We start from the raw sequence: 25,226 nt of genomic DNA, 5'->3' as shown, positions 1-25,226 counted from the left end.
TGAACAGTTAACGAATCTACTTTTACATCTTTATTTACTACTAACGCAAATGCGATTCCTGCTACTTTATTATCAACTAATTCTCCAGCTTTCGCTTTATCTTCAATTTTTTCTGCTGATGGAACATCTGAGTTACCGATTTGAACAGCACCTGCTGCTACTTGGTTAACACCAGTACCGCTTCCGCCACCTTGTACTGTGATTGAAACATCTGGATATGTTTGCATAAATTCATTCGCTGCTTCTTCAGCAAGAGGTTGGAGTGCTGTAGAACCAGCTAATGTAATGGTTCCGGAATAGGTTTGTTGATTTTCTTCTTTTTTCGCATTACCTTCTTGAGCAGGCTTGTTAGAGGTTCCACATCCAGCAAGTGACCCCGTAATGAATAGTGCTGCCATCGCTAGCTTTAGATTTCTTTTCAGCATCATTTTACCCTCCATATTTTTTCTATATCTGACTTACAAAGTCATTGTAACGAACAAGTTTTATTCTTTTATTAAGCAAATGTTAAGTTTAAGTAAAGATACATTCCATTTTTTTCTAAAAAATTCTTCTTTATAGACATATTTGATTCGGACAAACATACATATTTTAATAGTCGCTTTTAGGGGGGGGAAATGAAACGAAATGAAAAAGTTGCTCAGCATATTCATGTTTTGTTTAATCATATATACTGTCTATCATGATGTAACAAAAGGCACGTTACCGATCTTTAATGAAAAAAGAACAGTTGATGTTCGTTTGACAAAAACAGCTTTATCTATTAGTTATGAAGTCATAAAGGTAAAAGCCGGTGATACATTGCTTTCCATGGCAGAACGAAAGCAAGGTGGGCCATTACCTGTTTCCATCAAAACGTTAATCAACGATTTTGAATCACTAAATCCGGGCGTAAAAGCCTCCTCCCTTCAAATTGGAAAAACGTACAAAATCCCTGTTTATCAACAAAACTGATGAATTTCTTGTCAATTGTCGATAAACATTGTTACAATAATTGAGAAGTTGACATGAACTTGTTTCTTAAAGGAGCGAATCATCCGTGAATGAAATTATTCATCGTTCAAAAACCCGCCCGGTGCGCGTCGGCAATTTGACGATCGGCGGAAGCAATGAAGTCATCATTCAAAGCATGACGACAACAAAAACGCACGATGTCGATGCGACGGTTGCTGAAATACATCGATTAGAAGAGGCAGGCTGCCAAATCGTTCGCGTCGCCTGCCCAGACGAACGGGCGGCCAACGCCATCCCTGAAATTAAAAAACGAATTAACATCCCGCTTGTTGTCGATATTCATTTCGATTACAAATTAGCGTTAAAAGCGATTGAAGGCGGAGCGGACAAAATCCGCATCAACCCTGGAAACATCGGGCGCCGCGAAAAAGTCGAAGCGGTTGTGAAAGCGGCGAAAGAGCGGGGCATCCCGATTCGCATCGGCGTCAATGCCGGCTCATTAGAAAAGCGCATTTTAGAGAAATACGGCTATCCGACGGCCGACGGAATGGTGGAAAGCGCACTGTACCACATCCGCATTCTAGAAGAGCTTGATTTTCACGATATTATCGTGTCATTAAAAGCATCCGATGTCCGCCTTGCCATTGAAGCGTACGAAAAAGCAGCAAGAACGTTCGACTACCCGCTTCATCTCGGCATTACCGAATCAGGAACGCTCTTTGCCGGAACGGTCAAAAGCGCTGCCGGACTCGGAGCGATTTTAAGCAAAGGAATCGGAAACACGATTCGCATTTCACTCAGCGCCGATCCAGTCGAAGAAGTAAAAGTGGCAAGAGAATTGTTAAAAGCGTTCGGGCTTGCGGCTAACGCTGCCACGCTTATTTCTTGCCCGACGTGCGGACGAATCGAAATCGACTTGATCAGTATCGCCAACGAAATTGAAGAATATATCGCTAAAATTAAAGCGCCGATTAAAGTCGCCGTTCTCGGCTGCGCGGTCAACGGTCCCGGAGAAGCGCGCGAAGCCGATATCGGCATCGCCGGTGCGCGCGGAGAAGGCTTGCTATTCCGCCACGGACAAATCGTCCGCAAAGTTCCGGAAGAAACAATGGTCGAAGAACTTAAAAAAGAAGTAGATAAACTAGCGGAAGAATATTTTGCCAAACAAAAACAATCACAAAAAGCTTGACGCTTCACGCGCCAAGCTTTTCGCTTTTCTTCTTAATAATAAAATGGTAATACAAACAATTTTATAATAATCGACACAACGCCAATGCCGATCGCCCAAGCACCTAACGTCGCTGCCCCACGTCGCCGTGCAATAAAGCCGACAATAATCCCTGCTGCTCCTAAAAGAATTGGCATCATAAACAAGGAAAGAATCGACAGGGCGAGCGCCGTCCACCCCCATCCGCTTCCGTTCGCTCCTTCTCTTTCCTCCCGTTCGTCGTAACGACGAACCGGTTCAGCGATTTCCGCAGACGTTTCTTCCATAAAATCAGGCTCTCGTTCCACTTTTCCGATGGATTGCACGTAACTTTCGTTATACGTGCGATTGTAATCATCGACCATGTTGTTCCCTCGCTTTCCTAAAGTAAGGAGCATTATTAGTATGGTTTGTTCATTCAAAAATATCGCTGCGAATGTTTTCATGAGAAGGAAAAATGCGTGGGATATGTTACAATATAGTTCAGAAAGGAGTGCTTAAATGACCAATGAAAAAACGTCTCGGCATCGACATCGATGGAACGATCACTTGTCCAAGTACCTTTATTCCTTATTTGAACCGGTCATTTCAAAAAGAATTGACGCTTGCAGACATTACGCAATACAATTTAGCGCCGCTGTATGATACGACAGAGGAAGAAATCGATCGCTGGATGGAACAATACGAAGGGATGATTTACAAAGAGGCGCCGCTCGCTCAGCATGCGCTTGAAGTCATCGACAGCTGGAAATATCAATATGAACTATTTTATATTAGCGCTCGCGGCAAACATTTGTACGATATTACTGAACAATGGTTTAAAAAGCACGGCGTCCATTACCACCACATCGAGCTTATTGGCTCGCATGACAAAATCGAAGCCGTCAAAACATACAACATTGCCGCCTTTTTCGAGGATAAGTACGACAACGCCTGCGACATCGGCGAACAATGCAACATCCCCGTCATTTTATTCGATACACCTTATAATCAAGGACCTTTGCCAAAACAAGTCATTCGCGTAAAAACATGGCTAGAAGCGAAGCAATATATTGATGAGCTATTATCACCTTCTCCAATGACAAACGTTGGCGAACGTTCATAAAGCGAAAGGGATATCTCCTCAATACGAGATATCCCTTTGACATTCTGGGCATTTTCCGTATATTTCAAATTTATGATCTGCTACCTCATATCCTTGCAAATGATCCTGCAATCCGCTCATCGGGCATGTGGCGATTTCTTTCGTCTTTCCGCATTCCATGCAAATAAAATGATGATGATGGTGCGTGCTATTGCATTTAAAACGGAAATGTTTTTCACCAGACAACTCCGTCATTTCCAAAATGCCGAGCTCGACAAACAACGATAAATTACGGTAAATCGTATCAAAGCTTAAGCCGGGATAGTCGGTTTTTAACGCATCTAATACATCTTTCGCTGTTAAATATTTATCCGTTCTCGAAAACAAATGCAACATCTCTTCCCGCTTCCCCGTATGCTTAAACCCCTTTTCTTTCATCAGCTGAATGGCTTGCGCAACATTCATTCTCCTTATCCCCTTCTCCATTTTTTCCATAAAATCGTGATAAGTAAAATGAGCACAGATAACATGACAATTGTTCCGCCCGGTGCCAAATCCAACTCATATGACATAAACAGTCCGGCAATGACCGCCAACTCCCCAAGCAAAACGGAATAAACAATCGCCTGTTTAAACCCTTTCGCAATGCGAATGCTAGCAGCAACTGGGAGCGTCATGAGCGACGATACAAGCAAAATGCCAACAATGCGCATCGATGCCGCAATGACGAGCGCTACTAAGACGATAAACACGAAATGAATCGTTTTCGCCCGAATGCCAGAAGCAACCGCATATTCTTCATCGAACGAAAGAAGAAACAACTCCTTGTATAACAAACCGATTGCCATGATTACAGCGCAGGCAATGCCAAAAATGATCCAAACATCTTGACGGCTCACCGCACTTACACTGCCAAACAAATAAGAAAATAAATCAGTATTAAATCCGTTCGCCAATGAAATAAAAATGACGCTTAACCCGATTCCACCCGATAAAATGATTGGAATAGCTAATTCTTGGTAATATTTATAGACACTGCGCAATTTTTCGATGAAAAGCGATCCAGCAACTGAGAAACCCATTCCCATATAGAGCGGGTTCCAGCCAACAAACGTTCCAAACTTTTTTTCTATAAGCAAGCTTGCAGCAATCCCCGCCAGCGTTACATGGCTCAACGCATCAGCGATTAACGATAGCCGTCGGACAACGATAAACACTCCTAATAATGGGGCTACTAAGCCAATAAGCACCCCCGCTAAAAACGCGTTGCGCAAAAACTCATATTGAAACATCGCTTCAACCATCGCCAATCCCCCTGTCAATGCTGGTGGGAAAGCACATGAAGATGATGACCATAAAACTTTGACAAATCATGATCTTGCAACTGCGCAAATTCGTCTGCTTTCCCGTGAAAATATAAATGTTTATTTAAACATGCTACGTGCGTCACTTTTTCTGTAATCGTCCCGACATCGTGCGTCACTAATAGAAGCGTAATGCCAAGGCGACGATTTAGTTCATCGAGCATATTGTAAAAACTTTGGACATGATGGACATCAACCCCGACGGTAGGCTCGTCTAAAATCAACAGCTCCGGCTTGCTGACAATCGCTCGAGCAATAAACACTCGCTGTTGCTGACCACCCGACAACTCTCCGATGTTTTGCTTATGAAATTTCGCCATGCCAACCGCCTCGATCGCTTCCATCACTGCCTGCTTTTCTCTCGCCGTCAAAAAACGGAAAAGGCCAAGTTTGGCAGTTAATCCGCTTGCGACGACTTCGTATACGGTCGCCGGAAAGCCTGTATTAAAACTGTTCGCTTTTTGGGACACAAAGCCGACGCGGTGCCACTCTTTAAACTCCGAAATCGGGGTGCCGAATAGGGAAATATTGCCTTGCTGCGGCTTTAATAAACCTAAAATACATTTTAACAACGTTGATTTTCCTGAACCGTTTGGACCGACTAGCCCTAAAAACGCACCTTTTCGCACGGAAAACGTCACATCTTCCAACACGTTCTCTTTTTCATAGCGGAACGACACGTGTTCCACTTTTAACACTTCTTCCGTTTTCATCGCGTCCCCACCTATTAATTACAAAATTAAGAATGATTACGATTTAGCTACGAATGTAGTATAACGTAAAGGTTTTGATTTGTAAACGAACGTCAATGAATCGCGGACTTAAACTTCGCACCTCTCACTTCATGCGTGTTCATAATCGTTATAAATGCGTTCGGATCCAATTCGTATACAATCGCTTTTAGCTTCGTCAATTCAAGTCGCGTCACGACCGCATAAATGACTTCCTTTGGCGCATCCGTATAGCCGCCTTTTCCTTGCAATTTCGTCGTGCCGCGCCCAAGCCGATGCAAAATCGCATCGGATATGTCTTCATACTGATCAGACACGATAATCACCGCCTTCGTTTCATCTAATCCTTCGATGACGGTATCAATCGTTTTAAACGCAATGTAGTACGTCATCACCGAATACATCGCTTGCTCTAACCCGAACACAAATGCGGCCCAGCCGAAAATAAAAATATTCATAAACATGACAAACTCACCGACGGAAAACGGCAATTTTTTTGTCAATAGAATTCCTAAAATTTCCGTACCGTCCAACGAACCACCATGACGAATGACTAGTCCAACACCCACTCCTAACGTAAGGCCGCCAAAAACGGTTGCTAAAATCGGCTCATTTGTCAGCGGCGTTAAACGGTGCAACGCCCGCTCCACAACTGCTAAGCAAACAATGCCGAAAATAGACGAGAACATAAACGTCTTTCCGATTTGCTTATAGCCGTAATACATAAACGGCGCGTTCAACAGTACAACAAGCGTCGCAAAGTTAAGAAACGACCATTTTTCCGGCAAAATATAATCTAAAATGAGCGAAATTCCGATAATTCCCCCGTCAATTATTTGATTCGGCACTAAAAATCGCTCGATGGCGAGCGCTGCCAATGACGCCCCAAACAAAATGAGCAACAAACGGTATAAAACACGTCCGGTACTTTCTTTTTTATGCTGCTTCTGGATCAATCTTACTCCCCCTTTTTCTTTTCTTATACTATAACACATTCTTCGTCTTTGCTTCATACGATACACATAGATGGAAAGGAGGCGCTAGCATGAACCTTTACCAGCAACTCATTAATCAAAAAATAAAAACGATTACTCCGGAAGAACTTGTATCCTATAGTCGCGATTATGGCATCCCGCTAACGATCGAGGAGGCAAAGAAAATCATTCAAATCGCCCGCACAAATAAAATCGATGTGTTCAACCCACAAGAACGAGCAAAATGGGTGCGGGAACTAGCCAAAATTACGTCCCCACAAACGGCCAAACAAGCGAATGAACTGTTTCTAAAATTTGTAAACAAAAAATAGGCGATCTCACACAGGAGATCGCTTAATTTTTTCTAACACTTCTTCATCGAACGTTTGCGCGCGCAGCATTGCAATTTCAAAGCGGTATGGCGGCTTTTTCTCGTTTTTATCATCACCAACATATGGCGTTTCTAAAATTTTCGGAATGTCAGCGAGGCTCGGATGATGAACGATATAATTGAGCGCCTGAAAGCCGATATGGCCGAAACCGATGTTTTCATGGCGGTCTTTCCGGCTGCCGCGTGGATTTTTACTGTCGTTAATATGCAGCACTTTTAACCGCTCCAAACCAATGACTTTATCAAATTCCTCTAATACCCCGTCAAAATCGTCGACGATATTATAGCCAGCATCGTGAACGTGGCACGTATCAAAGCAAACCGATAATTTGTCGTTATGCACAACACCGTCGATGATTTTTGCCAGCTCTTCAAAGCGACTGCCACATTCCGACCCTTTTCCAGCCATTGTTTCTAAAGCGATTTGCACAGGTTGTTCGCGCGTGATCACTTCGTTTAATCCTTCGATAATTTTTGCAATGCCGGCATCCACTCCTGCCCCGACGTGTGCGCCCGGATGAAGAACGATTTGTTTGGCACCGATGGCCGCCGTCCGTTCAATTTCATCGCCTAAAAAATCGACCCCAAGCCGAAACGTATCTGCATTTACCGTATTGCCGATGTTAATAATATAAGGAGCATGCACGACAATTTCGTCAATGCCGTGCTCTTTCATATGGGCAAGCCCCGCTTCAATGTTCAGTTCTTCAATCTTTTTTCGCCTCGTATTTTGCGGCGCGCCCGTATAAATCATAAACGTATTTGCTCCGTAAGAAACCGCTTCTTCACTCGCGGCGAGCAACATCTTTTTTCCGCTCATCGATACGTGCGAACCAATTTTCAACATCTCCATCTCCCCTTCTTTTCAATGCCGCCTTTATTTTTTCTTTAAGCGACGGAGCTTTTTCTTCTGTTTTTCGATTTGTTCTTGTAATTTTTTCTTATATCCCGGCTTTACTTGTTTCGATTTTTTCACCGCTTTTTTCAGTAGCTGTTCGATTTCGCTGTCTTGTTTTGCCCGCTTGCTGCGCTGGTTCCATGGCGCTAGTTCTTCCCATTCGCCGCGCACAAGATCGCGGTGCGTAAACGCAATTCCTTTTTTCTCGAGCTTTGTCAACGTATCTTGGTCTGAAGGTTCATAAATCGTAACCGCAATCCCTGTATAGCCAGCGCGCGCCGTCCGGCCGACACGATGAACGTAAAAATCTAAATCGTGCGGCAATTCGTAGTTAATGACGTGGCTGACACCTTCGATGTCGATGCCGCGAGCGGCTAAGTCCGTAGCGACAATATATTGGAACTCAAGATCACGAATTTGCTTCATCATTTTTTTACGTTCCCTCGGCGTTAAATCACCGTGCAAAATCCCTACTTTTAACCCTTTTTCACTTAACGCATCCGCCACTTCATCCGCTCGTTTTTTCGTATTCGTAAATACGATCGCCAAATATGGATTATACGCTACGAGCATATCGTACAATAATTTTATTTTATCACGATGGCGAAGCGGGACAAGCACATGCTCGATTTTCTCTGCCGCTACTTGCTTCGGTGCGACATGAACATATTTCGGGTTCTCCATATACTTTTTCAAAAACGGCTTTAACTTCTCCGGAATGGTCGCCGAAAAAACAAGCATTTGTAACTGTTGCGGCATTCTTGCAGCAATTCGATCAACGTCGACAATAAAGCCCATATCAAGCATTAAATCTGCTTCATCGACGACTAATGTCGATGCGGTATGGACAAACAACGCTTGCTCGCGAATTAAATCGTTAATTCTCCCTGGCGTTCCAATGACAATGTGCGGCTGTTTTTTTAATTTTTCAATCGCCTTTTGTTTATCGGTTCCACCGATAAAGCAGCGGGCCGTAATCGGTGCGTCTGGCGGGCAATGTTTCGTTATTTTTAACACTTCGTGGTAAATTTGCGTCGCTAATTCCCTTGTTGGTGCGGTAATGACCGCCTGCACTTCCTCACGTGACGGCTCCATTTTTTCGATGATCGGCAACAAATAAGCATGCGTCTTTCCTGTTCCTGTTTGCGATTGCCCGATCACGCTTTCGCCGCGGAGGATGCTTGGAATGAGCCGCTCTTGAATTTCCGTCGGTTTGTAAAACCCGAGCTGTTTAATCGCTTCTATAATAAAAGGCTGAAACGAAAACCGTTCAAACAACGTTTCTTTCACACTCTCATCTCCTTTCATTGGCTATGCCAGCAAACAAACCCGATTCATCATTATAGCTGATTTTCGCTTCTTCCCGCAACAATAGGCACTTGTCTAAATGAAAAACATTTTCCGTGATGTTCGCATATTGTATGATAGAAATCCATTTTTAGAAAGGAGGAAAAAAGATGATGAGACCACCAATGTTCCCCCCTCCGGCAACGCGACCGTTTCCGTTTCCTCGCTCCTCGTTCCCGGCGCGTTCGCTCCCCCCATACGCCACACCGCCAACAACAGGAGGCGGATTTTTATCGCGGCTGTTTTCGAGAGGCCCAGCGATGCCATCCTCTCCTTTTGCCGCATTGACACCAATGCAAAATGCCGCTAGCAGCACAAGCGCCACAGGTGGAGGAATTAGCGGGATGCTGACAAATGTCCAGAAAATGCTTGGCATCGCCCAAAACGTCATGCCGATGGTACAGCAGTACGGACCGCTCGTCAAAAACTTGCCAGCGATGATGAAAATATGGAAAGAGCTCAAAACAACCGATAACAGTGAAGAAAAGAGCGAAGAAAAAACAGACGACAAAAAAGAAAAGCAACCGGCTCCACGCGAACTCCCAAAGGCGACGCAACCGGCGAAAGAAAAGCGGCGAAACGAACCAAAGCCGTCCGTTCCGAAGCTTTATATTTAGTTCTTTTTTGTCTTCTCCCTCTTTCTCCGGTATAATAAAGTTTGTAAACGGCGCAGTGAGGGAGGAAAACCGATGGAAGTCATTAAAATTACGCCGCGCGGCTATTGCTATGGCGTTGTCGATGCGATGGTGATTGCGCGAAATGTCGCATTAGACCCAACATTACCAAGGCCGATCTACATTTTAGGCATGATCGTTCATAATAAACATGTCACCGATGCGTTCGCGGAAGAAGGCATCATTACACTCGATGGCGAAAACCGGTTGGAGATTTTGGAAAAAATTGATCACGGAACCGTTATTTTTACCGCTCACGGCGTGTCTCCAGAGGTAAAAAAACGCGCCCGCGAAAAAGGGCTCGTCACCATTGACGCGACATGTCCAGATGTGACAAAAACACACGACTTAATTCGCGAAAAACTAGAAAAAGGCTATGAAATCATCTACATCGGCAAAAAAGGCCATCCGGAGCCAGAAGGAGCGGTCGGCATTGATCCGATTCATATTCATCTCGTCGAAACAGTCGCCGATGTCGAAAACCTTGCGATTGCAAACGAAAAAATCATGGTCACCAACCAAACAACGATGAGCCAATGGGACGTGGCTCACATTATGGAAAAAGTGAAAGAAAAATATCCGCACGTCGAAATGCATAAAGAAATTTGCCTAGCGACGCAGCTCCGTCAAGAAGCGGTGGCCGAGCAAGCAAAAGAAGCGGACGTAACGATTGTCGTGGGCGACCCAAAAAGCAATAACTCGAACCGGCTGGCGCAAGTATCGGAAGAAATCGCCGGAACGAAAGCGTACCGCGTCGCTGACGTGACCGAAATCGAGATTGACTGGATTAAAGACGCCAAAAAAGTCGCCGTCACCGCCGGCGCGTCAACACCAACGCCCATCACGAAAGAAGTGATCGACTTTCTCGAACAATTTGATCCAAACAATCCTGATACATGGAAACGCGAACGAAAAGTGCCATTACAAAAAATTTTGCCGAAAGTCAAAGCGAAACAGCAATAGAACGAAAGGGTGTCCAGCGAGGGACACCCTTTTTTTATAAAAACGTAAACGGATCGGTATGGACGTTCGATGTGTAAACATCCGTTGACCATTTTTGTTTCGTAAATGCTTGCTCTAAAAAGCGCGCCACCCCTTGCTTCATCACTTTTTCGACATGATGTCCTGGGTCGACGATCTTAAGGCCCATTGCCATTGCATCATGAGCGACGTGGTAATACACATCTCCCGTGACATAAACATCTGCTCCGCTCATTTTCGCTTGGCGAATATATTTATTTCCATCACCGCCAACGACCGCTACTTTTTTCACCTTCTCCTGTACGTTCCCGACAACGCGCACCGCCGGAACGTCCAACGCTTTTTTGACATGTTCGGCAAATGCGCCGAGCGTCATCTCTTCGTGAAGACGCCCGATGCGACCTAATCCCCATATCCGTCCTTTATTTTCTAACGGATAAACGTCATATGCCACTTCTTCGTATGGGTGTGCCTTCAACATTGCGGCAATCACTTTTTTTTGCAAAGAGGCTGGGAAAATCGTTTCCACCCGCACTTCTTCCACTTCTTCAAGCTCACCCTTTTTTCCGATGAACGGGTTCGCTCCTTCTTCCGGCAAAAACGTGCCGATGCCGCGGCTATTAAACGTGCAATGGCTATAGTTTCCAATATGCCCGGCGCCGGCGCTCCCGATCGCTTCTCGAACAGCGCTAGCATGCGTTTCCGGAACGTAAACAACCAATTTTTTCAACGCCTCCTCATATGTCGGCACGAGCACGTCGACTTCTTGCAATCCAAGCGCTTCTGCAAGCCAATCGTTGACTCCGCCTTCCGCGATATCAAGATTCGTATGCGCCGCATAAATCGCAATATCATGTTTCAAACATTTCGCCACGATTCGCCCTTGCGCTTGATCGGTAACGATTTGTTTGAGCGGACGATAAAGCGGTGGATGGTGGGCAATGATGAGATCGACCTTTTTCGCAATCGCCTCGTCGACTACTTCTTCGAGCACATCGAGCGCAATCATCACCGTATGAATCGGCTTGTTGAGCGTGCCGATTTGCAAGCCAATCGGATCTCCCTCCATCGCTAAATGTTTCGGTGCAAATTGCTCAAACAATTGAATGATTTCGTACCCGTTTGGAATTTTACTCATCGCAATACCTCCTCAACTAGCTGAATTTTTCGCTCCAGTTCTGCTTTTTTTGCCATACCTTCCGGTGTCGTTGCCTTTTCTTCTAGCTCGGCAATAATCCGTTTCCAATGTTCTATTTCTTTGCGCCATTTTTTTAAGAAGACATCGCTCCGTTCTTGGCGCAAAAATGGACCGACTAGCAGCTCTACTTCGAGATGACGGTACGGTTTATGGGGCTCCCCTTTTTCCGCCACCAACACTTCGTAAATTTGCCCCTCTTCTTCTAAAATCCGTTCTGCGATCAATTCCCAGCCGTTGTCCATTAACCATGTTCGGACGACATGAGCGCCGACATTCGGCTGCAAAATAAGCCGTTGCACCCCTGGCAGTTTGCACTTTCCAGCTTCTAAAATATTGGCAATTAACGTCCCACCCATTCCGGCGATCGTAATGCAATCAACCTCCCCCGGTTCAATGACCGCTAAACCGTCGCCTTTTCGAACGGAAATGACGTCGCTTAATCCCGTTTTGATGACTTGCTGCTCGGCCGAACGAAACGGGCCATCCGCTACTTCTCCAGCGATAGCCGCTACAATATATCCGTGCAAATACGCATAGCACGGCAAATAGGCATGGTCCGAGCCGATATCAGCCAACCTCGAACCTTTTGGGATAAACGAAACAACCGTTTCTAATCGCTTCGATAGCTTTAACTCATTCATCCTATCTTCCTTTCGTTGCGACAAGATTTCTCCGCCTATTGTATCATAAACAAAAAATCCCTTCACCTAGGGCAAAGGGATTTCGGGCATTATTGCAATTTAGATAGCCATTTCGCCATTTCGTCTGCTTTGTCCGCCGGAACAAGCCCAGCTGGCATGTTACCACGACCATTTTGGATGACGTCTTTAATTTGATCTAAAGAGAGCCGTTTGCCAACACCTTTTAATGACGGACCAACGCCGCCTTCATAGTTTACACCGTGACAGGCGCTGCATGTTTGCTTATAAAACTCTTCTGGATTCGCAGCAGCTGTTTGTTCTGTTTTTGCGCCACCCTTTTTCTCGCTCGCAAGCTCTTTTGCATCACCAAGCCCTTTGAAGGAAAGAGCAATCGTCAGACCGATCCCAAATACCATAATGAGTACAAACGGGATCAATGGATTTCGATTCATCGTATTTACCTCCCTTATGTATACACTCCTAAAAATGTAACCGCTACAAACAATTTTATTTTACTGTAAATCGCGAAGAAGGAAAAGCCCTAATCTACAATCTCGTTGAAAATCGTCGAAAACACCGAAAAGCGAGGCGACTGGTTAGCTCTCGAAGCCAAGCGTTCTTCCGACGAGAAGCGCTTTTTGCTTCGACGGAGGAAGGTTGCTTGGCACAAGAGAGCTAGGAGCCGCAGCTAGACACGAAAAGCGAAGAACGATCCTTGGCGTAGCCAAGGAAACATCCGACGGACGCGCAAGCTTTCAACGAAGACGTGCTTGCACGTCGAACGGCGAAAGCAAAAGCGTAGGAGGATGTTAGTTCGCAGCTAGACCATCACGAAAAGCGAGGCGACTGTCCAACTCTCGTTCTATTCAGAAAAAGAACGATCCTGCAAGCAACAATATGCCGAGCGCTCCTGAAATCGTCAAATACAAAAAACGAAAACGCACACCAACTACGATCCACAATAAGCAATTCAAAAAAACGATCACCGCTAAAGCAGCTGTCGTGTTCGGAAAATAGTAGTCGCTAACCCGAACCGAGGCGAGAAATAAAAGAAACGATCCGCTAATGAGAGGGAGATGCACGAACGCTTCTTTTTGCCACTTCCACAAACCGATTAGACAAATCACAACAAAAAGCGATAAAAGGAGCATTTGCAAAACGAATGACAATTCAGTAAAATAAATGACAAGAATACCCGCTGGCAGCAATAAACAAATTAACAAGATAAAGAAAATCTTTGTCCATTTCCCTCGTCCGGAATGGGCGGAACTTAAAGACGAGTATGTTCCTTCTCCTTCTGTATAAAGCGCTAACAAATAGTCGCAATAATGTTCAGGAAGAAGACGGGAGCGTTTCCAATATTCAATTTCACGCACAATGATCTCACGTCGTTTTTCGTTCATGCGGATCGACCTTTCCCGATTTGGAAATAAAAATAGTTTACTTCTCCGTTAAGAAGTAAACTATTCGTTCACAACCTTGAGGGAATGGATTTGTGAGAAATGAAACACGTTTTTCACAAGCCGATTCACTCCCTCCCAACCCGATTGCAAACAGGCGGCTGCGCCTTACTCTAAAAAGTCTTTTAGCCGTTTGCTGCGGCTTGGATGGCGCAATTTCCGAAGCGCTTTTGCTTCAATTTGACGAATGCGTTCTCTCGTGACGCCAAACACTTTTCCGACTTCTTCGAGCGTACGCGTGCGCCCATCATCTAATCCAAAACGAAGACGAAGCACGTTTTCTTCACGGTCTGTTAACGTATCAAGCACGTCTTCTAGCTGTTCTTTTAACAGCTCATAGGCTGCATGTTCCGAAGGCGACGTCGCATCTTGGTCTTCGATGAAATCCCCTAAATGCGAATCGTCTTCTTCACCAATCGGTGTTTCTAACGATACCGGCTCTTGGGCGATTTTTAAAATTTCACGCACCTTCTCAGGCGTTAAATCCATCTCCTCAGCAATTTCTTCCGGAGATGGTTCACGGCCGAGATCTTGCAAGAGCTGGCGTTGAACGCGAATCAACTTATTGATCGTTTCGACCATATGAACCGGAATGCGAATCGTCCGCGCTTGGTCGGCAATCGCTCTTGTGATGGCTTGGCGAATCCACCAAGTCGCATACGTGCTAAATTTATACCCTTTGCGATAGTCAAACTTTTCGACGGCTTTAATTAAGCCCATATTCCCCTCTTGAATGAGGTCTAAAAATAGCATGCCACGGCCGACATAGCGTTTGGCGATGCTCACGACAAGGCGCAAGTTCGCTTCCGTAAGGCGTCGTTTCGCCTCCTCGTCCCCTTGTTCAATCCGCTTGGCAAGTTCAATTTCTTCTTCTGCTGACAAAAGCGGAACGCGACCGATTTCTTTTAAATACATGCGGACTGGGTCATTAATTTTCACACCAGGTGGAACGGTTAAATCGTTTAAATCAAATTCTTCTTCTTTTAAGTCATCGAGATCGGGATCATCTTCTAAATCGGATTCACTAATCACATCAATGCCTTGTTCTGTTAAATATTCGTAATATTCATCCATTTGATCGGAGTCAAGATCAAAACTCGATAACCGCTCGGCAATTTCTTCGTATGTGAGCACACCGCGTTTTTTTCCTAACTCCACTAATTGCTCTTTTACTTGCTCTAACGTTGCATCAGAGTCCACTTGTTTCGAACGAGCTGATTTTTCAGCCATCTCGTCACCTTCCTTCTAAAACTTTCACATCATATTACACATCAGTCAATCTTTTTTTCATTTCGAGAATTTCTTGGGCGATGCGAGCTGCTTTTAAAAAGTCTTTTTGCCGCTCTGCTTCCATTTTTTCCTGTTCTTTTTCTTTTATCTTTAACCATTTCGGGTAATTCAACACATGCTTGATATAATCATTTAGTTCTTGTGAAGAAAGATTTTCATTAATGAGCATCATTGACAATTCCGTCACCAACGGTTTTAACTCGTTTGGTATACGAGCAAGCAAGGCGCTAACATCCGGCTCGTTCCCTTCTTCATAGAACGCATACACATAAGCAGCCACTGCTCGGTGCTCTTCAATATTAAATTCACCTTGCACTGCCTGTTGAACGTTAAAAGCTACTTCACGGCTTCGCAACATATGGGCAAGCAACATTCGCTCCGCATTATGAAACGCTGGGAGCAGCTTTTTTTGCAACGGCTGGCGCACCGCGGTCCGTCCGCTATCCGCATGAACCGGTTCCTTTGTTTTTTTATAACGTTCCAGCTGCTGCTGCAAGGCAGATAACGAAAGAGAAAACTCGTTCGCTAGCTGGCGCAAATAATAATCCCATTCAATGGGGTTAGAGAGCCGACTAATTTCCCGCAACACTTCTTCAATATAGCGAATTTGATCGTTTTCGTTCTGTAAATTTTTCCCCCTGCGCAAATACGCCATTTTAAATGCCATGAAGGAGCGGCTCGATTCGATGACGTTTCCTTGAAATCGCTCCGGACCGTATCGACGAATATATTCATCAGGGTCCAGTCCGTCAGGAATTGTTGCAACTTTCACATGACAACCGGCTTGAGCTAATAACTCAGCCGCCCGAACCGCAGCCTCCGTTCCCGCAGCATCCCCGTCATAGCAAATCACGACCGTTTCGACATTGCGCCGAAGAATGCGTGCTTGCTCATCTGTTAACGCCGTTCCCATCGTTGCGACCGCATTCGCCACCCCTGCTTGCACCGCTGAGATGACATCAGCAAAACCTTCGAACAAAACTGCCTGTTGCTGTTTCCGGATAGGAAGCCTTGCCTGATGAAAATGGTATAAAATTTCTCCTTTATGAAAAATCAACGTTTCCGGACTGTTTAAATATTTTGGTTGCCCTTCGCCGATCGCCCGCCCGGAAAACGCGACCGTTTCCCCATGATGATTATGAATCGGAAACATTACCCGGTTACGAAAACGGTCAAAATAGTTGCCGTCTTCTTTGCGAATGACAAGCCCTGCTTTTTCCATCAACTCAAGCGAAAAACCACGGCCTTTTAAAAATTTCACCGCTACATCCCACGATGGAGGAGAGTAGCCGATTTCAAACTGCTCGATTGCTGACAGCGAAATGCCGCGTGCTTGTAAATAACGAAGCGCTTCCTGCCCCTCTTTTGTATTTATGAGCAAATGATGATAAAATTTCTTTAAAAGTTCATGCGCCTCAATCATTTTTTTGGCATCACTCGTTTCAGACTGCCGTTTTGGTTGGTCGTGAATTGCCAAATGCGACAAGTCTACATTGGCTCGCGCTGCTAACCGCTCGGCTGCCTCAACAAACGAAAGGCCTTCCATGTCCATTAGAAACGAAAAAACGTTTCCGCCCGCTCCACAACCAAAACAATGGAAAATTTGTTTTTCAGGAGATACAGAAAACGATGGTGTTTTCTCCCCATGGAACGGACATAGTCCAAAATAATTTCGTCCTTGTTTTTTGAGCTGGACATAATCGCTAATGACATCGACAATATCAACAGCCCGACGGATTTCCTCAATCGTTTCTTCGGGAATACGATATCCCATATGAACAACTCCGTAATGTATTATTCTCGACCTATGTCTATTTTCCTGCGAGTTTCGACAAAATTTTTTCGAAACTTTTTCGAAACGCCTGTCGTTCTTCTGCTGAAAAACGTTTCATCCCTTTGCCATAAATGCCTTGCCGACGCTGTTTCGCTTGAAGGTACCGGGCATAAAGTCGCTGCCCCATCTCTTCCTCTCTATATACGCTCCCTCGCGGAGAAACGACGTAAATTTGTCGGTTTACTAGCATGCTCGCCAATCCGATATCTTGTGTAACCACGACATCCCCTCGATGGGCATGATTGACAATATACAAATCGACCGCTTCTTTTTCCGTATCTACATATACCCATTTCATCGTTTGATCGTGCGAAAAATGGTTATATGAAGACACAAAAACGCTCTCTACATTATATTGACGAGCGAGTGAAAAAATTTCATGTTTTACAGGACAAGCGTCCGCATCGACAAAAATAGTCAAATGTCGCCGTCCATGTCTTTTACATTCTACATGTTTTTCAGAAATCCTGCTTCTCCTCCTAATAACATCGCGAATTTTGTCGACAATTCCCTCTTGACAATAAACTATAAATAGTTTACTCGTTCTATATGCGCTCTAAACGTATTTTTATCACAATTTTTTATTATAATACAAACATGGAGAATATGCTATAAAAAAATACGCCTTTCGTCACTACAAGCGCTACAACATGCAACAAAACAAAACGAGCTTAGCTCTTCTGCTTAGCCCGTTTCGATCGTTTACAGCTTGCGTTTTTTCATAATAATATTGGCTGTTTCTTCGACCGCTTTATTCGTCACATCAATGACATCGCAGCCGATTTTTTGAATGACTTTATCAAAGTAATCTAATTCTTCTTTAATCCGCTCGATATTCGCATAGATCGCTTTATCATCCAAGCCAAGCGCTTTTAAACGCTCGCGGCGAATCGAATTTAATTTTTCCGGGCTAATTTTTAACCCGAAGCATTTATCTGGCGACACTTTAAACAGTTCTTCCGGCGGCTCGACTTCCGGCACAATTGGAACGTTCGCCACTTTTAGTCGTTTGTGCGCTAAATATTGCGAAAGCGGTGTTTTCGATGTGCGCGACACCCCGATCAACACAATGTCTGCCCGCAAAATCCCACGCGGATCACGTCCGTCATCATATTTCACCGCAAATTCAATCGCTTCAATTTTTTTGAAATAATCTTCATCTAACACGCGAACTTGTCCTGGCTCATAGCGCGGCGTCATGTTAAATAAATCCCGCATTTTTTCGATTAGCGGACCGATGATGTCGTACGCTTCTACTCCTTCGCGCTGCGCTTCTTCGATTAAAAACTGGCGCATTTGCGGTACGACGAGCGTAAAGGCGATAATCGCATCGTTCATTTTCGCCAGCGCTACCACTTCTTTTAATGTTGAAATGTCCTCGACGTATGGCACGCGCTTTAATTGAATGACAGAATTATTGAATTGGCTCGCAGCTGCTTTTACGACTAATTCTGCCGTTTCCCCCCCTGAATCGGAAACTACGTATACGACACGTTGCATCCCTCAACCTCCTCAAAGCAAATCGTCTTTTGCTAGCGCAACAAACGCTTTTGTAATGTTCGTTTTTGTAATTCTTCCGATCACTTCATATCCTTTATCCGTCTTTTTTACAACCGGCATCGCATCAATTTGTTTTTCAATTAACCGTTCCGCGACATCAATTAATAAATCGTCTTTATAACAGACCGTAATATTCGGCATTCTCGTCATAATAATATTCACTGGGATCGACGTTAACTCTTGTTTGCCGATGCTAGCCCGCAACAAATCTTTCCGCGACAAAACACCAACTAATAGCGATTCTTCATCGACGACAAACAACGTCCCTACGTCTTCTAAAAACATCGTGACAATCGCATCGTACACGCTGACGTTTTCGTTAACAACGACGGGAATGGATTGATGGTCGCACACTTTTAACTTTTTCATTCGATCGGCGAGAAGCTGAGTGCCCGTTTTCCCTGTATAAAAATAGCCGACTCTCGGTCTCGCTTCCAAATAGCCGGCCATCGTTAAAATCGCCAAATCAGGACGCAGCGTTGCCCGCGTTAAATTTAATTTTTCAGCAATGCTTTCCCCAGTAATCGGGCCGTGATCTTTGACGATTTGCAAAATTTGCTCTTGGCGCTTATTTAGTTCGATTGTCATTCACCACCTTACTCAAAACTAAAAGGACATACGTATATGAGAATATTATAACTTAATTCACGACTTTGCAAAGGTGAAATCACGAAAATTCAAAAAAGAATAAGGGCTGCCATCTGTTTATGGCCCCCCTGTTTATTGTAAGTGATTTTTTAACTGCTCGATTTGCGTTAAAAAGCGTTTCGTCTTTAACGAAAGACCTGAATATTCGTCATAATAGGCGGAAATGGCGCGGTTCAATTCTTTTTTCGTTTCTTCCCTCACAGAAATTTTTCCAAGCCGCGATATGTCTAAATGATAAAAGAGACGCAACAGCTTGACTGCCGCAGAAGAAAGCGGCAGACGATGAGGGTCTGTCGCTTCACAACGATGGCAAAGAAAGCCTCCTTCTTTCACAGAAAAAGAAAATTTTCCTTCTGTCTGTTTACAGACGGCGCAGTGATCTAATGAAGGGTACAGTCCCATGACATTTAACATTTTCATTTCGTAAATGTATGTAATAATTTCTAAATCGAGCCCATCGTTCATATATTTTAATGTTTGCAACAGCAGTTCAAACAAATACGGATTCGGTCGCTGTTCGTCAGTAATTTTATCCGTTAATTCAACAATATACGAGGCGTAAGCAGTTGCGAAAATATTTTCGCGAATGCCGCGCAGCGAATCGATCACTTCTCCTTGGTGCAGGCTGCCGACGCCGCGACTTTTTTGTACTAAATAATAGCCGTATGTAAACAATTGGGTGACAGATGAAAGGCGACTGCTTGGCTTTTTGGCACCGCGAGCCATCACAGCCACCTTTCCCCATTCTCTTGTCCATAATGTCACGATTTTGTTCGTTTCACCGTAATCCACTGTCCGAAGCACAATCGCTTCACATTTTTCAAACAATCTCATCACCACCAAGCTGGAAAAGCAGCTTAGAAAATCGGCTGGTCCATTTCCGTTAACTCTTGCTCTTGCTCATCACCGTTCGGTTGATGTTCTCTTTCAAGCTCTTTAAAAAGGAGATACGTGTCAATATTGCCTGTTTGGCTGAACAACTTCCACGTAAACTCTAGCATTGAACCACAACCTTTCCGCCTGCAGGATCTTTCCATGTTGTTGGCAAACTGCCACAAACATATCGCACGAGCTATTTATTAGGTTGGCTTCCCGACAAATGATTTATGTTGCATAAAATTTGTTAATACTCGTCTTCCCTAAACCCGAAGTCACGAAGCTGCGACAGTTTATTGCGCCAGTCTTTTTGCACTTTGACCCAAAGCTCTAAAAACACTTTCGAGCCGAGCAACGCTTCGATGTCCATGCGGGCGCGCTGCCCGATCTCTTTTAACATCCGCCCTTGCTTTCCGATAATAATTCCTTTTTGTGAATCGCGTTCTACAATAATCGTCGCCCCTACATATACCGTATGGCTATCTTCGCGACGTTCGATGGAATCAATCACCACCGCAATCGAATGCGGCACTTCTTCACGCGTCAAATGAAGCGCTTTTTCGCGAATCAGCTCAGCAATAATAAACCGCTCCGGATGATCTGTCACTTGGTCCGCTGGATAATATTGCGGTCCTTCTGGCAAATATTTTTTAATTTGTTCAATCAATGTTTCGACGTTGTTGCCTTGTAAAGCTGAGATCGGCACAATTTCCGCAAACGAATAAAGCGATTTATAGCGCTCAATGAGCGGCAACAAGTCATCCGGATGTACTTGGTCGATTTTGTTAATAACTAAAAACACCGGCGTATTCACTTCTTTCAGCCGCTCGATGATGAAAGCATCTCCGCGCCCGAATCCTTCTTCGGCGTTGATCATAAACAAAATGACGTCAACTTCTTTTAAGGCATTTTGCGCTACCTTCATCATGAAATCGCCAAGTTTATGCTTTGGCTTATGAATCCCAGGCGTATCGATGAAAATAATTTGTGCGTCATCGGTCGTATAGACGCCTTGAATTTTATTGCGTGTCGTCTGCGGCTTATCGCTCATAATCGCAATCTTTTGGCCGATGACACGGTTTAAAAACGTCGATTTTCCAACGTTTGGTCTTCCGATAATGGAAACGAATCCTGATTTAAATTTTTCTCTACTCATGTAAATCCTCCGCTGAAAATGCTCCTGGTAATAGTTCTTTCACCGTCAGTTCCGTGACGTCGCCTTTCAAATTGGCTAAAATTACTTTCATATCTGGCGGACATAATTCCGCAATGACTTGGCGGCACGCCCCGCACGGCGGAACTGGACGGGAAGTATCAGCGATGACCGCAAGCGCTGCATATTCGCGCGCCCCTTCCGAATAAGCTTTAAATAAAGCAGTGCGCTCTGCACAATTGCATAAGCTGTAAGCAGCGTTTTCAATATTACAACCACGGTGAATTTTTCCATCTTTTGTTAATAAGGCAGCGCCGACTTGAAACTTCGAATAAGGGGCGTACGCATATTCTCTTGCCTTTTTCGCTTCCTCAATCAATTGTGCCATATCCATTGCTGCTCTTCCTTTCTTTAGAGACGAATAGCCTCTTTCTTTATTTTACAAGAAATTGCGAAAAATTTCATCTGTATTCGCGAATTATATACAGAAAAATTCGAATTTTCCTATTTATTTGTTAAATGATACGCGGTAAAAAAATGATGACACCGACTATCACCGCCACGACCGCAGCGATGAGAACCGCTCCTGCGGCAATGTCTTTTGCTGCTTTTGCCAGCGGGTGAAACTCCTTAGTCACTAGGTCAACCGCGCGTTCAATCGCGGTATTGATCATCTCCAAACTAATGACAAGCGCAATTACTACTAACAATATGAGCCATTCCTGTGCGGAAAGGTGAAAAAGAAATGCAAGTATCATCACGACGCAGGCAGCTATCACATGGATTTTCATATGCGTTTCTTCTTTGACCGCCATTATGATCCCTGACCACGCATAAAGAAAACGTTTCCATTTGTCGGTCTGCTTCTTCATAAATTACCGTTTCAACCCATATTTTTCAAGAATTTGTTCTTGCTTTGCGAACATTTCTTTTTCTTCTGCTTCTGTTCCATGATCATACCCGAGCAAATGCAAAAAGCCGTGCACGGCTAAAAATCCAAGTTCACGCATGAACGAGTGGCCGTACTCTTCCGCCTGCTCTTTTGCTTTCGGGACAGAAATAATAATATCTCCTAACGCTGGCGGCATATCTACCCCGACAATTTCTATTTCGCCTTCCCCCATTTCTTCGAGTGCAAAGGAGATGACGTCGGTCGGCTGGTCTTTTCCACGATAGTCGCGATTAATGATGCGAATTTGTTCGTTATCTACAAACGAAACGCTTACTTCTGCACCATCGGGAACTTGTTCCACTTCCGCTGCATAGCTTAACAACTGTTCGAGCAACTGTAACTGTTCTTCTGTTATTTCCCCTGTTTCGTCAATCCAATCGATGGATAGGGCCATATTTTGCTTCCCCTTTTCTATTGATGTTTTGGACAAAAAGAGACCCATGCGCAAGATGGGCCTTACATTTCTATTATATACCAGCTTGGTCGTATGCTTCAATAATTTTCCCGACAAGCGGATGGCGGACGACGTCTGATTGTTCGAGAAAGACAAATGAAATGCCGCTGACAACAGCTAAAATGTCTTTCGCGACCGCAAGCCCTGACGGAACGCCTTTTGGCAAATCGACTTGTGAAATATCGCCAGTAATGACCATTTTCGATCCAAAACCAAGCCGGGTTAAAAACATTTTCATTTGCGAAGGCGTCGTATTTTGCGCCTCGTCCAAAATAACGAACGCATCTTCCAACGTGCGGCCGCGCATATAGGCAAGCGGCGCAATTTCGATCGTTCCACGCTCGATCAGCCGCTGCGTATGGTCAGTACCTAATACGTCGTGAAGCGCATCGTATAGCGGACGCAAATACGGATCGACTTTCTCTTTTAAATCCCCTGGCAAAAACCCTAAGTTTTCACCGGCTTCCACAGCGGGACGTGTTAAAATAATGCGCTTCACCTGGCCAGTTTTCAATGCTTGAACTGCCATTACCACCGCTAAGTACGTTTTCCCTGTTCCCGCTGGTCCGATTCCGAACACGAGATCGTGCTGTTTGATCGCCGTCACGTATTGCCTTTGCCCTAGTGTTTTGACGCGAACCGGTTTTCCTTTCGCATTTTTCGTAATTTCTTCGTCATACAGTTCCATAAAATATTCAATCGTTCCGTTTTTCGCCATTTGCACGGCGTACATAACATCCCGTTCGCTAATCACAATCCCTTTTCGAATTACAAGCAACAAATGGCGCAATACGTCATCGACGAGCTGAACGTGTTCATGGCTGCCCAATACGTTGACCACGCCTCCGCGCGTCACAATCGAAACGGCCAATTCTTGTTCGATTCGCTTTAAATGAGCATCATGAATGCCAAAAAGCGCAATCGCTTCATTCGGATTTTCGATTTGTTGGCTAATCGTGACAAACTCCTCTGACATTCCTCAGTCTCCTTGAACAATAGGTTGTGGTATCGCAATGTTTTCAATGACTTCATAATAAATTTCTACTCTTACTTTACCATTCTCTTTCGCCGCATGCAAAACCTTTTCGCCCTTGATCGAAGCGTCCTCGTCCAGCTTCGCTTTTAGCTCTTTTCTTGCGATTTCTTTTGCTTTTTGAAATGCCTCGTCCCATGAGTAGTTTCGTTTTACTTGTTCTGTTTCGCGGTAAATGACGCGTTCGTAAAAAATCGGCAATTCCCACTTCCAAAAGCGGAGCGGCTGCTTTTGCCGCTCCGCTTCGTAATGAGCAAACGGCACCTTTTGAAATCCCCAAACCGGAATGGAGAAAGAATTTATCGCAATATAATGTTTCTCGATATATTTTCCGGTAAAGACATGAAAGGCTGCCTCAAGCGGAAGGACGACGGTAGACTTGTACCACGTTTCGCCAAAAATTTTTCCTTTGGCAGGCACAAATTTCGTTTTCCCTTCTTTTCCGATAATGCCGGATACTAACATTTGTCCCTTTTCCACATGATCGTGAACAGACACGAGCGGTTGTCCTTCTTCGACAAACAAATCGGTAATGACCGCTTTCTTTTTGGCAACGAGATGGCGGTTGCTCACCGGTTCCGGCGCTTTCGGTTGCTTTTTTTCGACGACTTGAAAATAAAACGTTGTCCCTCTTAGTTCCACCCCAACCCACGTGAGCGTATCAATGCGGTCGGTTAGTTTTTTTTGAATCGTTTCCGGCGGATCAAGCAAAAATTGAAACGCTCCTTTTTCTACGCCCATTTGTTTTAGTTCTTTTAAAATGCGATGTTCCGTTTCTGGCTTCGCCCCTTGCACACGCACATCCCACACCATATTCGACAGCAGAAAAACAACTGCGAGAAATAAAAAGATGCCGAGCAAAAATCCGAAATTAGCGATTGTTTTCTTCACCACAAACGGAAATCCGCTTCTTCTGCCAAAAAAGAGCTTACATTCGCTTTGGCGAACAATGGGGCGCAGGCGGGAAACATCTTTCAACAACATAAAAAACGTGGCTGTATCTTCTCCTGTTTTTCGTACGTTCCAAACCGAGATTCCGTTTCGTAAGCAGGCGTTAATAAACCGCTCCGTCCCTCTTCCTTGCACGTTCACTTGGACGCTTCCTATAAAAAAGTGAGCCCATTTATTTTTCATCGTTTTCCTCCTCAATCATTGTCTAAATAAATGACTTGATGGATTTTCCCTTCTAACAAAATTTCTTCTGGTAAAATCGTTTTAATGACAAATTGCTCACCGCGAACGAGGAGCTGTCCTTGCTTTAACAGCAAGCGCAATTCTTTATCGCTAAACGTCAATAACCCACGATGGTTTTCAATGTAAATATGTATATGTCCGATCATCGTAATTCGGGGAAGGTCCATGACAACATCGGCCGGTAATTCTAATTGATTCGCGAGCCAATTTTTTACTTGTTGCCACCATTTTTTCATCCAAAAGAACCCCCTTTCATCTCATACATATGAGAAAAAAAGGGGGGATAGCACTTTGGCGCAAAAAAAGACCGCCTTGCTATGCAAGGCGA

Annotated in this window: 32 protein-coding genes; 6 read left to right on the top strand and 26 right to left on the bottom strand. The window is 44.4% G+C overall.

The features are described 5' to 3' along the window. On the bottom strand, nucleotides 1–428 hold a 428-nt coding region (locus M4I42_RS08325), incomplete at its 3' end, for an extracellular solute-binding protein (RefSeq protein WP_268851744.1). Nucleotides 429–627: 199 nt separating this feature from the next. Here M4I42_RS08325 and M4I42_RS08320 point away from each other — a divergent pair. Together M4I42_RS08320 and ispG are read left to right on the top strand one after the other, a co-directional pair. Further along, complete coding sequence (locus M4I42_RS08320; RefSeq protein WP_268851743.1) at nucleotides 628–954, top strand: LysM peptidoglycan-binding domain-containing protein; 327 nt, start codon at nucleotides 628–630, stop codon at nucleotides 952–954. A gap of 85 nt (nucleotides 955–1,039) precedes the next feature. Continuing rightward, nucleotides 1,040–2,143, top strand: a complete 1,104-nt coding sequence (gene ispG, locus M4I42_RS08315) for a flavodoxin-dependent (E)-4-hydroxy-3-methylbut-2-enyl-diphosphate synthase (RefSeq protein ID WP_268851742.1) — start codon at nucleotides 1,040–1,042, stop codon at nucleotides 2,141–2,143. A gap of 32 nt (nucleotides 2,144–2,175) precedes the next feature. Here the strand turns inward: ispG and M4I42_RS08310 are convergent, their stop codons facing one another. Continuing rightward, nucleotides 2,176–2,526 (bottom strand): DUF4190 domain-containing protein, encoded by a 351-nt coding sequence (locus tag M4I42_RS08310; protein ID WP_268851741.1) that lies wholly within the window; start codon nucleotides 2,524–2,526, stop codon nucleotides 2,176–2,178. 143 nt (nucleotides 2,527–2,669) lie between these two features. Here M4I42_RS08310 and M4I42_RS08305 point away from each other — a divergent pair, with 143 nt between their 5' ends. Next, nucleotides 2,670–3,266: a hypothetical protein gene (locus M4I42_RS08305; RefSeq protein ID WP_268851740.1), complete on the top strand. Its 597-nt coding sequence runs from the start codon at nucleotides 2,670–2,672 to the stop codon at nucleotides 3,264–3,266. 18 nt (nucleotides 3,267–3,284) lie between these two features. Here M4I42_RS08305 and M4I42_RS08300 read toward each other — a convergent pair whose 3' ends face one another. From M4I42_RS08300 to M4I42_RS08285, 4 genes are all read right to left on the bottom strand, one after another. Then, nucleotides 3,285–3,710: a Fur family transcriptional regulator gene (locus M4I42_RS08300; protein ID WP_268851739.1), complete on the bottom strand. Its 426-nt coding sequence runs from the start codon at nucleotides 3,708–3,710 to the stop codon at nucleotides 3,285–3,287. A gap of 5 nt (nucleotides 3,711–3,715) precedes the next feature. After that, nucleotides 3,716–4,549: a metal ABC transporter permease gene (locus M4I42_RS08295; RefSeq protein WP_268851738.1), complete on the bottom strand. Its 834-nt coding sequence runs from the start codon at nucleotides 4,547–4,549 to the stop codon at nucleotides 3,716–3,718. Between the two features lie 14 nt (nucleotides 4,550–4,563). Then, nucleotides 4,564–5,322 carry a metal ABC transporter ATP-binding protein gene (locus M4I42_RS08290; RefSeq protein WP_268851737.1) on the bottom strand — a complete coding sequence of 253 codons (759 nt, stop codon included), beginning with the start codon at nucleotides 5,320–5,322 and terminating at the stop codon, nucleotides 4,564–4,566. A 92-nt stretch (nucleotides 5,323–5,414) separates the two neighbouring features. Beyond that, nucleotides 5,415–6,296 (bottom strand): YitT family protein, encoded by an 882-nt coding sequence (locus tag M4I42_RS08285; RefSeq protein WP_268851736.1) that lies wholly within the window; start codon nucleotides 6,294–6,296, stop codon nucleotides 5,415–5,417. An 89-nt stretch (nucleotides 6,297–6,385) separates the two neighbouring features. On the opposite strand from M4I42_RS08285, the gene M4I42_RS08280 reads away from it, so the two are divergent. Beyond that, the gene (locus M4I42_RS08280; RefSeq protein WP_268851735.1) at nucleotides 6,386–6,646 is read left to right on the top strand and encodes a DUF2624 domain-containing protein; all 261 of its coding nucleotides are present in this window, start codon (nucleotides 6,386–6,388) and stop codon (nucleotides 6,644–6,646) included. Nucleotides 6,647–6,652: 6 nt separating this feature from the next. Here M4I42_RS08280 and M4I42_RS08275 read toward each other — a convergent pair whose 3' ends face one another. Together M4I42_RS08275 and M4I42_RS08270 are read right to left on the bottom strand one after the other, a co-directional pair. Then, nucleotides 6,653–7,552: a deoxyribonuclease IV gene (locus M4I42_RS08275; RefSeq protein ID WP_268851734.1), complete on the bottom strand. Its 900-nt coding sequence runs from the start codon at nucleotides 7,550–7,552 to the stop codon at nucleotides 6,653–6,655. 30 nt (nucleotides 7,553–7,582) lie between these two features. Beyond that, nucleotides 7,583–8,893: a DEAD/DEAH box helicase gene (locus M4I42_RS08270; RefSeq protein ID WP_268851733.1), complete on the bottom strand. Its 1,311-nt coding sequence runs from the start codon at nucleotides 8,891–8,893 to the stop codon at nucleotides 7,583–7,585. 167 nt (nucleotides 8,894–9,060) lie between these two features. Here M4I42_RS08270 and vrrA point away from each other — a divergent pair, with 167 nt between their 5' ends. Both vrrA and M4I42_RS08260 read left to right on the top strand, forming a co-directional pair. Next, nucleotides 9,061–9,567 carry a VrrA/YqfQ family protein gene (gene vrrA / locus M4I42_RS08265; RefSeq protein WP_268851732.1) on the top strand — a complete coding sequence of 169 codons (507 nt, stop codon included), beginning with the start codon at nucleotides 9,061–9,063 and terminating at the stop codon, nucleotides 9,565–9,567. Between the two features lie 72 nt (nucleotides 9,568–9,639). Further along, nucleotides 9,640–10,587: a 4-hydroxy-3-methylbut-2-enyl diphosphate reductase gene (locus tag M4I42_RS08260; protein ID WP_268851731.1), complete on the top strand. Its 948-nt coding sequence runs from the start codon at nucleotides 9,640–9,642 to the stop codon at nucleotides 10,585–10,587. A gap of 34 nt (nucleotides 10,588–10,621) precedes the next feature. On the opposite strand, the gene M4I42_RS08255 is transcribed toward M4I42_RS08260, so the two are convergent. The 18 genes from M4I42_RS08255 to yqfC all read right to left on the bottom strand — a co-directional run bounded on the left by M4I42_RS08255 (nucleotide 10,622) and on the right by yqfC (nucleotide 25,134). Next, nucleotides 10,622–11,743: a Nif3-like dinuclear metal center hexameric protein gene (locus M4I42_RS08255; protein ID WP_268851730.1), complete on the bottom strand. Its 1,122-nt coding sequence runs from the start codon at nucleotides 11,741–11,743 to the stop codon at nucleotides 10,622–10,624. Continuing rightward, complete coding sequence (locus tag M4I42_RS08250) at nucleotides 11,740–12,444, bottom strand: tRNA (adenine(22)-N(1))-methyltransferase (RefSeq protein ID WP_268851729.1); 705 nt, start codon at nucleotides 12,442–12,444, stop codon at nucleotides 11,740–11,742. Before M4I42_RS08250 ends, M4I42_RS08255 begins: the two co-directional genes overlap by 4 nt. Nucleotides 12,445–12,533: 89 nt before the next feature. Next, a complete protein-coding gene (cccA, locus tag M4I42_RS08245) occupies nucleotides 12,534–12,896 on the bottom strand; it encodes a cytochrome c550 (protein WP_268851728.1) in 363 nt (120 codons plus the stop codon). A 414-nt stretch (nucleotides 12,897–13,310) separates the two neighbouring features. After that, complete coding sequence (locus tag M4I42_RS08240) at nucleotides 13,311–13,847, bottom strand: hypothetical protein (protein WP_268851727.1); 537 nt, start codon at nucleotides 13,845–13,847, stop codon at nucleotides 13,311–13,313. Nucleotides 13,848–14,012: 165 nt separating this feature from the next. Further along, entirely contained in the window at nucleotides 14,013–15,134 is a 1,122-nt protein-coding gene (rpoD, locus tag M4I42_RS08235) for an RNA polymerase sigma factor RpoD (protein ID WP_268851726.1), read from the bottom strand. A gap of 34 nt (nucleotides 15,135–15,168) precedes the next feature. Continuing rightward, nucleotides 15,169–16,968 carry a DNA primase gene (gene dnaG, locus M4I42_RS08230; RefSeq protein WP_268851725.1) on the bottom strand — a complete coding sequence of 600 codons (1,800 nt, stop codon included), beginning with the start codon at nucleotides 16,966–16,968 and terminating at the stop codon, nucleotides 15,169–15,171. A gap of 37 nt (nucleotides 16,969–17,005) precedes the next feature. Continuing rightward, nucleotides 17,006–17,449 (bottom strand): YaiI/YqxD family protein, encoded by a 444-nt coding sequence (locus tag M4I42_RS08225; protein WP_268851724.1) that lies wholly within the window; start codon nucleotides 17,447–17,449, stop codon nucleotides 17,006–17,008. Between the two features lie 281 nt (nucleotides 17,450–17,730). Further along, the gene (locus M4I42_RS08220) at nucleotides 17,731–18,528 is read right to left on the bottom strand and encodes a pyruvate, water dikinase regulatory protein (RefSeq protein WP_268851723.1); all 798 of its coding nucleotides are present in this window, start codon (nucleotides 18,526–18,528) and stop codon (nucleotides 17,731–17,733) included. Nucleotides 18,529–18,540: 12 nt separating this feature from the next. Beyond that, nucleotides 18,541–19,176: a helix-turn-helix transcriptional regulator gene (locus M4I42_RS08215; RefSeq protein ID WP_268851722.1), complete on the bottom strand. Its 636-nt coding sequence runs from the start codon at nucleotides 19,174–19,176 to the stop codon at nucleotides 18,541–18,543. A 132-nt stretch (nucleotides 19,177–19,308) separates the two neighbouring features. Next, the gene (gene recO / locus M4I42_RS08210) at nucleotides 19,309–20,064 is read right to left on the bottom strand and encodes a DNA repair protein RecO (RefSeq protein ID WP_268851721.1); all 756 of its coding nucleotides are present in this window, start codon (nucleotides 20,062–20,064) and stop codon (nucleotides 19,309–19,311) included. A 29-nt stretch (nucleotides 20,065–20,093) separates the two neighbouring features. Further along, nucleotides 20,094–20,237, bottom strand: a complete 144-nt coding sequence (locus M4I42_RS08205) for a YqzL family protein (protein WP_268851720.1) — start codon at nucleotides 20,235–20,237, stop codon at nucleotides 20,094–20,096. 122 nt (nucleotides 20,238–20,359) lie between these two features. Further along, nucleotides 20,360–21,268, bottom strand: coding sequence for a GTPase Era (gene era, locus M4I42_RS08200; RefSeq protein ID WP_268851719.1), 909 nt, complete (start codon nucleotides 21,266–21,268; stop codon nucleotides 20,360–20,362). Continuing rightward, on the bottom strand, nucleotides 21,261–21,659 hold the full coding sequence (locus M4I42_RS08195) for a cytidine deaminase (RefSeq protein ID WP_268851718.1): 399 nt from the start codon (nucleotides 21,657–21,659) through the stop codon (nucleotides 21,261–21,263). The genes era and M4I42_RS08195 overlap by 8 nt, the downstream gene beginning before the upstream one ends. A 121-nt stretch (nucleotides 21,660–21,780) precedes the next feature. Continuing rightward, on the bottom strand, nucleotides 21,781–22,137 hold the full coding sequence (locus tag M4I42_RS08190; RefSeq protein ID WP_268851717.1) for a diacylglycerol kinase family protein: 357 nt from the start codon (nucleotides 22,135–22,137) through the stop codon (nucleotides 21,781–21,783). A 3-nt stretch (nucleotides 22,138–22,140) separates the two neighbouring features. Further along, entirely contained in the window at nucleotides 22,141–22,611 is a 471-nt protein-coding gene (gene ybeY, locus M4I42_RS08185; RefSeq protein WP_268851716.1) for an rRNA maturation RNase YbeY, read from the bottom strand. Between the two features lie 73 nt (nucleotides 22,612–22,684). Beyond that, the gene (locus tag M4I42_RS08180; RefSeq protein ID WP_268851715.1) at nucleotides 22,685–23,647 is read right to left on the bottom strand and encodes a PhoH family protein; all 963 of its coding nucleotides are present in this window, start codon (nucleotides 23,645–23,647) and stop codon (nucleotides 22,685–22,687) included. A 3-nt stretch (nucleotides 23,648–23,650) separates the two neighbouring features. Further along, a complete protein-coding gene (yqfD, locus tag M4I42_RS08175; RefSeq protein ID WP_268851714.1) occupies nucleotides 23,651–24,838 on the bottom strand; it encodes a sporulation protein YqfD in 1,188 nt (395 codons plus the stop codon). An 11-nt stretch (nucleotides 24,839–24,849) separates the two neighbouring features. Then, the gene (gene yqfC / locus M4I42_RS08170; protein WP_268851713.1) at nucleotides 24,850–25,134 is read right to left on the bottom strand and encodes a sporulation protein YqfC; all 285 of its coding nucleotides are present in this window, start codon (nucleotides 25,132–25,134) and stop codon (nucleotides 24,850–24,852) included. Nucleotides 25,135–25,226 lie beyond the last annotated feature (92 nt).

Source organism: Anoxybacillus sp. J5B_2022 (assembly GCF_026847645.1).
In the GTDB taxonomy this organism is placed as follows: domain Bacteria; phylum Bacillota; class Bacilli; order Bacillales; family Anoxybacillaceae; genus Anoxybacteroides.
Note: the sequence above shows the minus strand (reverse complement) of the source record. Positions and strands in the feature narration are given on the sequence as shown.